This window comes from Pseudomonas sp. K5002 (assembly GCF_013386655.1).
Classification (GTDB): Bacteria; Pseudomonadota; Gammaproteobacteria; order Pseudomonadales; family Pseudomonadaceae; genus Aquipseudomonas.
This window is the reverse complement of record NZ_JACARK010000333.1, coordinates 1-7,040: the sequence shown is the minus strand read 5'-3', so window position 1 is coordinate 7,040 and position 7,040 is coordinate 1. Positions and strand designations below refer to the sequence as shown.

8 protein-coding genes are annotated in these 7,040 nt (G+C 60.0%); 4 read left to right on the top strand and 4 right to left on the bottom strand.

Going from position 1 to position 7,040, the window contains the following annotated elements:
* From relA to HX846_RS16335, 3 genes are all read left to right on the top strand, one after another.
* A partial coding sequence (relA, locus tag HX846_RS16345) for a GTP diphosphokinase (protein WP_178965723.1) occupies positions 1 to 1,767 on the top strand: 1,767 nt, incomplete at its 5' end.
* 153 nt (positions 1,768 to 1,920) lie between these two features.
* Positions 1,921 to 2,754, top strand: coding sequence for a nucleoside triphosphate pyrophosphohydrolase (gene mazG, locus HX846_RS16340; RefSeq protein ID WP_008438185.1), 834 nt, complete (start codon positions 1,921 to 1,923; stop codon positions 2,752 to 2,754).
* 25 nt (positions 2,755 to 2,779) lie between these two features.
* On the top strand, positions 2,780 to 3,325 hold the full coding sequence (locus tag HX846_RS16335) for a DUF2058 domain-containing protein (RefSeq protein ID WP_003210740.1): 546 nt from the start codon (positions 2,780 to 2,782) through the stop codon (positions 3,323 to 3,325).
* A gap of 201 nt (positions 3,326 to 3,526) precedes the next feature.
* On the opposite strand, the gene HX846_RS16330 is transcribed toward HX846_RS16335, so the two are convergent.
* The 4 genes from HX846_RS16330 to purM all read right to left on the bottom strand — a co-directional run bounded on the left by HX846_RS16330 (position 3,527) and on the right by purM (position 6,399).
* Positions 3,527 to 3,715, bottom strand: coding sequence for a hypothetical protein (locus HX846_RS16330; RefSeq protein WP_003210741.1), 189 nt, complete (start codon positions 3,713 to 3,715; stop codon positions 3,527 to 3,529).
* Between the two features lie 253 nt (positions 3,716 to 3,968).
* Positions 3,969 to 4,682: a DUF3108 domain-containing protein gene (locus HX846_RS16325; RefSeq protein WP_003210742.1), complete on the bottom strand. Its 714-nt coding sequence runs from the start codon at positions 4,680 to 4,682 to the stop codon at positions 3,969 to 3,971.
* A gap of 8 nt (positions 4,683 to 4,690) precedes the next feature.
* Complete coding sequence (gene purN, locus HX846_RS16320) at positions 4,691 to 5,341, bottom strand: phosphoribosylglycinamide formyltransferase (RefSeq protein ID WP_008438189.1); 651 nt, start codon at positions 5,339 to 5,341, stop codon at positions 4,691 to 4,693.
* Positions 5,341 to 6,399: a phosphoribosylformylglycinamidine cyclo-ligase gene (gene purM / locus HX846_RS16315; RefSeq protein WP_008438191.1), complete on the bottom strand. Its 1,059-nt coding sequence runs from the start codon at positions 6,397 to 6,399 to the stop codon at positions 5,341 to 5,343. Before purM ends, purN begins: the two co-directional genes overlap by 1 nt.
* Before the next feature lie 359 nt (positions 6,400 to 6,758).
* Between purM and HX846_RS16310 the strand changes: the two genes are divergently transcribed.
* Positions 6,759 to 7,040: DUF2066 domain-containing protein (locus tag HX846_RS16310; protein WP_178965722.1), on the top strand; the 282-nt coding region annotated here is incomplete at its 3' end.

The window sequence follows — 7,040 nt, the reverse complement described above, 5'->3', positions numbered from 1 at the left end:
GCCTTGATCAAGCTGGCCGAGCGTACCTGCGCGATTCGGGCGGTGAAAACCGCCGACGACGAAAAGCGCAACCGCGTCGCCCGCGAGGTGTTCGACATCTACGCGCCGCTCGCCCACCGCCTGGGCATCGGCCATATCAAGTGGGAACTGGAGGACTTGTCCTTCCGTTACCTCGAACCCGATCAATACAAACAGATTGCCACGCTGCTCCATGAGCGGCGGCTGGACCGTGAGCGCTTTATCGCCGACGTGATGAGCCAGTTACGCACGGAATTGCAGGCCACCGGCGTTGAAGCCGACATCAGCGGCCGGGCCAAACACATCTATTCCATCTGGCGCAAAATGCAGCGCAAGGGCCTGGCCTTCAGCCAGATCTACGACGTGCGCGCCGTGCGTGTGCTGGTGCCGGAAATGCGCGACTGCTACACCGCGCTGGGTATCGTGCACACGCTGTGGCGGCACATCCCCAAGGAATTCGACGACTACATCGCCAACCCCAAGGAAAACGGTTACCGCTCATTGCACACGGCAGTGATCGGCCCCGAGGGCAAGGTGCTGGAAGTACAGATCCGCACCCACGCGATGCACGAAGAGGCGGAGCTGGGCGTATGCGCTCACTGGCGCTACAAGGGCACCGACGTCAAGGCCGGGTCGAACCAGTACGAAGAGAAAATCTCCTGGTTGCGCCAGGTGCTGGAGTGGCACGAAGAGCTGGGCGACATCGGCGGTTTGGCCGACCAGCTGCGGGTAGATATCGAACCTGACCGGGTCTACATCTTCACCCCCGACGGCCACGCGATCGACCTGCCCAAGGGCGCCACACCGCTGGATTTTGCGTACCGGGTGCACACCGAGATCGGCCACAACTGCCGTGGCGCCAAGATCAACGGGCGCATCGTGCCGCTCAACTACAGCCTGCAGACCGGTGAACAGGTCGAGATCATTACCAGCAAGCACGGTACGCCGAGCCGCGACTGGCTGAACCCGAACCTGGGCTACATCACCACGTCCAGGGCGCGGGCGAAGATTGTCCACTGGTTCAAATTGCAGGCGCGCGACCAGAACGTCGCCGCCGGCAAGACCTTGCTCGAGCGCGAATTGGCACGCCTGGGCCTGCCGCAGGTGGACTTCGACAAGCTGGCCGAAAAGGCCAACATGAAGATCGCCGAAGACATGTTCGCCGCCCTCGGTGCCGGCGATCTGCGCCTGGCGCAGTTGGTCAACCTGGCCCAGCAACTGGTTGAGCCGGAGCGGGGCAGCGAGCAGCTGGAACTGATTCCACGCAAGGCCACCGGCTACAAGCCGGGCAAGCGCGGCGATATCCAGATCCAGGGCGTCGGCAACCTGATGACGCAAATGGCCGGCTGCTGCCAGCCATTGCCGGGCGACGCCATCGTCGGTTACATCACTCAGGGCCGCGGGGTGAGCATTCACCGCCAGGACTGTGCCTCGGTGTTGCAACTGGGCGGGCGCGAGCCGGAGCGGATCATCCAGGTCAGTTGGGGCCCGGTGCCGGTGTTGACCTATCCGGTGGACATCATCATTCGTGCCTACGACCGTTCCGGGCTGCTGCGTGATGTGTCGCAGGTGCTGCTCAATGAGCGGATCAACGTGCTGGCGGTCAACACCCGCTCGAACAAAGAGGACAACACGGCGCTGATGTCCCTGACCATCGAGATTCCGGGGCTGGACGCGTTGGGTCGGTTGCTGGGGCGTATTTCCCAGTTGCCGAACATTATTGAGACCCGGCGTAATCGCACGCCATGAGTAGCTGGACGAGCGCGGACTGAAATGTGGGAGCGGGCTTGCTCGCGAAGGCGATGTGTCTGTCAAATATCAGGCAACTGACACGACGCCTTCGCGAGCAAGCCCGCTCCCACATTTGATCCTCAGCGTTCCCACTTCTGCGGAAAGAGACTGATGTATTCACTTGAAGACCTGTTGCACCTGATGAACCGCCTGCGCGACCCGCAATACGGTTGCCCGTGGGACATCAAGCAAACCTACGCCACCATCGTCCCCCACACCCTGGAAGAAGCCTACGAAGTCGCCGATGCGATCGAGCGCGGGGATTTTGATCACCTGCAAGGTGAGCTGGGCGACCTGTTGTTCCAGGTGGTGTATTACAGCCAGCTGGCGCGGGAAGAAGGGCGCTTCGAATTCGCTGGGGTGATCGACAGCATTACCCGCAAGTTGATTCGCCGTCACCCGCATGTGTTTCCCACGGGAGACTTGTACGCGCCGCTGGATATTCCGCAGCTGAGCGAAGAGCAGGTCAAGCAGCGTTGGGAAGAAATAAAGGCCGAGGAGCGTGCGGAAAAGTCCGACGTCCCACAGCAGTTATCCCTGCTGGATGATGTGCCCACGGCCTTGCCGGCGCTTTCCCGCGCCGCCAAATTGCAAAAGCGCGCCGGGCAGGTGGGTTTCGACTGGCCGGCCGCGTTGCCCGTGGTGGATAACGTGCGCGAAGAGCTGGATGAAGTGCTCGAAGCCATGGCCGATAACGACCCGGCAGCCATCGCCGATGAAGTAGGTGACCTGCTGTTTGCGGCGGTCAACCTGGCCCGTCACCTCCAGGTCGACCCGGAAGCAGCCTTGCGTTTAGCCAACGCTAAATTCGAACGACGTTTCCGATTTATCGAACAGGCATTGCGCGAGACCCACCGTCCCATAGAAGATTGCACCCTCGAAGAGTTGGACGCCCTGTGGGGCGAAGCCAAACGCCAGGAAAAGAATCTGTCCAGCTGCGGCTGAGCCGTTGCCCAAGTGAGTAAGCACCATGAGCATTTCCCTTCGCGACCAGTTGCTCAAAGCAGGCCTGGTCAACCAAAAGCAGGCCAAGCAGGTCGGCAAAGAGAAACAGAAACAGCAGCGCCTGGTGCATAAAGGCCAGGCCGAAGCGGACGATAGCCAGGCGCGCCTGGCCATCCAGGCGCATGCCGAAAAGGTCAAGCGCGACCAGGAGCTGAACCGTCAGCAGCAGGAAAAAGCCGAGGCTAAGGCCCGCGTTGCGCAGGTCAAGCAATTGATCGAAACCTCGCGCCTGCCCAAGCTGACCACCGAGGACTACTACAACTTCGTGGACGACAAGAAGGTCAAGCGCCTGTCGGTCAACACGCTGATGCGTAACAAGCTGAGCAACGGCTCCCTGGCGATCGTGCACCACGGTGGCGGTTACGAGGTGATCCCGCGCGAAGCCGCGCTGAAGATCCAGGAGCGGGCGCCAGAGCGCATCGTCCAGATGAACGTGCTGACCGAAAGCCAGGTGCCGGATGAGGACGATCCGTACGCCGCCTACCAGATCCCTGACGACCTGATGTGGTAATGCGTTAGAAACACACATTGTGGCGAGACGGCTTGTTGTGGCGAGGCAGCTTGCTGTGGCGAGGGAGCTTGCTCCCGCTGGGGCGCGAAGCGCCCCCAAAATCCCAAACCCAAAAAAACACAAACCCCGCTCAAAAGGCGGGGTTTGTGTTTATAGACACTCCAGCTGCGTGGGGCTGGTTATCTACAGGATTTCAGAGTTTCAGGAGCTTTGCGCCTGGCGTTTCATCTCAAGGGTCTCGAGCTCGTTTTTATAATTATGAGCTTCGGCCTCGTCGTGAAACATGCCGACCAGCAGGTCTTGCTGGTGTACATCCCAGATGTGAATCCCGTGGGCTACTGCTTCATGGGACATATGTTCATCGTCGCGTTCAGTTACTTTTACAGTCATCTGCTTGCTCCAATCTCTGGTTGATCTGCGGCAAGGCGTCGCAGGCCTTTGTTATATGATTTGTTAGCTTGCTAAGTAAATAACCAGGAATTGCAACACACCTTTACAGAAACTGGAGTAATCCCGCGAGCCCACGGAAACCGCGACATTGCGTCGCAGGGCGCTGAGTTTTATGACAAAAGTTTCATGTTGGCGTCAGGCAACAGGCGAAAAAAAGCCCCGCGTACGCGAGGCTCTTTCATTGCGCAGAGGATCAGCTGCCTTTGACAGCCTTGCCGTCAACGGTACCGTCTTGCAGCATGATGTTGTATTCCTTGCCGTCAGTCTCGACCTGGCGCAGGGCAACCAGGATGCCGCCCCAGTCCTTGGCAAACCACATTTGGGTAATGCGCTTGCTTTGAGTCGGGTCACGCACGCGCTCGACCTTGATCGCATCGATGGAGCCGGCTTTGGTCTGGACCTTTTCCGGGCCGATCACGCGGAAGTCGTAGGTATCGACATCAGTGCCTTCGACGACGTTGTAGCTCATGCTTTTCTTGCCGGCTGCCACATCGCGCTGCAATGCCAACTGGTAGGTCGACTTGTCGAGCATGCCGCTTTGGAGGGCCACGTTGACCGGGTCCTTGTTTTCAAAGCCGGTGACTTTCTTGGCCGTCTGATCGAAGTCGAGATTGATCTTCTTCGTCTTGCCCAGGCCACCGCGTTCGAAGGTGTAGCTCACCGGTTGCAGGGCGTCTTTGTCGAAGCGGATCACGCTGGTTTCAGTCAGGCTGGCGATCATCATGGAAGCCTTGAAATTCAAGGTCCAGCTGCCGTTGTCATTCTTGGTCAGGCTGCGTTCTGCCGAACCACTCATGGGCAACTGTTTCCAGTCGGCGGTGTAGCTGGCGGAGAAAGGGTGAAGGTCTGCCGCTTGCACGGCAGGCAAGGCGAACAGCGCAAAAGCGAAGAGCAGGGCGCGACGCATAAAGTCTCCTAGGTTCGAATCAAGTGGCCGCTGGCCGCAAGTAACTGACCGTCCAATAATGCACCGTGGTCGCCAAGAATCAACCGTCCCTCAGCGAACCAGCGAACAGCCAGCGGGTAAATCCTGTGTTCCTGGGTGTGAACCCGTTGCGCAAGCGTCTGCGCAGAGTCCGCAGACTCTACCGGAACTACTGCCTGTACGACCAGAGGCCCGCCATCGAGTTCCTCGGTGACAAAGTGCACGCTGCAGCCGTGCTCGGTGTCGCCGGCCTCCAGGGCACGCTGGTGGGTGTGTAACCCTTTGTATTTTGGCAGCAGGGACGGGTGGATATTCAGCAGACGCCCGTTGTAGTGACGCACGAAGTCAGCGCTGAGAATGCGCATGAAGCCGGCCAGTACCACGAGTTTGGGGTTGAAGGCGTCGATCAGTTCGATCAAGGCGCTGTCGAAGGCCTCGCGGCCTTCAAAAGCCTTGTGATCCAGGGAGCGGGTGTCGATACCTGCGTCCCTGGCGCGTTGCAGGCCGTAGGCGTCGCTGCGGTTGGAAATCACCGCAGCGATGCGCACCGGGCTGTCGCCGGCGCGCGTGCTGTCGATCAGGGCCTGCAAGTTACTGCCGGTGCCGGAGAGCAGCACCACGACATCACAGGTTGCAGGCATCAGTGCGCCTTAAGGTTCTTCAGTTCAACCTGAGCCGCGCCTTCAGGGGCGGTAGCGATCTGGCCGATGACCCAAGGCTGTTCGCCGGCTTCACGCAATACGTTCAGCGCGCTTTCAACGTGCTCTTGAGCCACGCAGATGACCATGCCCACGCCGCAGTTCAGCACGCGGTGCATCTCGGTTTCGTTGACGTTGCCTTTCTCTTGCAGCCAGTCGAAGACTGCCGGGCGCTGCCAGCTGGCCACGTCGACAATCGCCTGGGCGCCTTTAGGCAGTACGCGCGGGATGTTGTCCAGCAGGCCGCCACCGGTGATGTGGGCCATGGCCTTGACCGCGCCGGTGTCCTTGATCAGCTTGAGCAACGGCTTCACGTAAATGCGGGTCGGGGCCATCAGCAGGTCGGTCAAGGGCTTGCCGTCGAGCTGGATGGTTTCGATGTCGGCGCCGGACACTTCGATGATCTTGCGGATCAGCGAGTAGCCGTTGGAGTGCGGGCCGGACGATGGCAGGGCCAGCAGGGCGTCACCGGCAGCCACCTTGGAACCGTCGATGATTTCGGATTTTTCGACAACGCCGACGCAGAAACCGGCCAGGTCGTAGTCTTCGCCTTCGTACATGCCTGGCATTTCAGCGGTTTCGCCGCCGACCAGGGAGCAGCCGGACAGTTCGCAGCCAGCGCCAATGCCGGTGACCACCTGGGTAGCGGTCTCGACGTTGAGCTTGCCGGTGGCGTAGTAGTCAAGGAAGAACAGAGGCTCGGCGCCGCACACCACCAGGTCGTTCACGCACATGGCAACCAGGTCGATGCCGATGCTGTCGTGCTTGTTCAGGTTCAGTGCCAGGCGCAGCTTGGTGCCCACACCGTCGGTGCCGGAGACCAATACAGGCTGCTTGTAGCCGGCCGGGATCTCGCAGAGGGCGCCAAAACCGCCCAGGCCGCCCATGACTTCGGGGCGCGCAGTGCGCTTGGCGACGCTCTTGATGCGTTCGACCAATGCTTCACCGGCGTCGATGTCTACACCGGCGTCCTTGTAGCTCAGGGAGGGTTGCTTGCTCATGATCCAGGCCTTTAGGGGGGATTCAGGGGTAACGACCGAATGCGGCGGGTGTACCGAAACCTGAAGTTTCAGCACGGCCTGCCATTGACGGTCTGCGAAGGCGCGCGATTTTATCAGGCTTGAGGGGCAGCGGCCATCCTCGGGCCGACGGGCAGGGGCAATAGCTGTTAAAAAAATCGCTAATCGAGTCGGTCACAGGCCCTATTAAGGTATAGCCTTTAACTCGCTATCGTTATGACAGTACAAAAACTTGCCGAGACCCTGTGAATGTTTTGCCGGTCGCTGTGGTCACAGCCTTGCTCAACAGTGTTCACGCGGTCTGTTCCAACCGCTTATTTGCCGTTCGGGAATCTTCTTTCATGGGTCTGAGTAAATATTTTTTTGTGGGCTGCTTGTCGTTGGTCAGCCTGGCGAGTCATGCCGAAACCCTCAATGGTCTCTATCAAGTGCTGGAGCCGGTCAGCAGTCAGTCTCCCCAGGAGCGCGACCAGGCGACCCAGCGTGCCCTGCAAACCCTGGTGATCCGCCTGACCGGCGACGCCAAGGCCGCCGATGGCCCGGGCCTGGCGGCGATCCGCAAAGACCCGCAACAAATCATCAGTCAGTATGGCTACGACGCCGGCCCGCCGGAAAGCCTGCAG

Excerpts from the sequence above, each read along its gene's own strand:
- HX846_RS16330 (WP_003210741.1), bottom strand. The coding sequence starts at position 3,715 with ATGACTGTAAAAGTAACTGAACGCGACGATGAACATATGTCCCATGAA.
- purM (WP_008438191.1), bottom strand. The coding sequence starts at position 6,399 with ATGAGCAAGCAACCCTCCCTGAGCTACAAGGACGCCGGTGTAGACATC.
- purN (WP_008438189.1), bottom strand. The coding sequence starts at position 5,341 with ATGCCTGCAACCTGTGATGTCGTGGTGCTGCTCTCCGGCACCGGCAGT.
- HX846_RS16325 (WP_003210742.1), bottom strand. The coding sequence starts at position 4,682 with ATGCGTCGCGCCCTGCTCTTCGCTTTTGCGCTGTTCGCCTTGCCTGCC.
- HX846_RS16335 (WP_003210740.1), top strand. The coding sequence starts at position 2,780 with ATGAGCATTTCCCTTCGCGACCAGTTGCTCAAAGCAGGCCTGGTCAAC.
- mazG (WP_008438185.1), top strand. The coding sequence starts at position 1,921 with ATGTATTCACTTGAAGACCTGTTGCACCTGATGAACCGCCTGCGCGAC.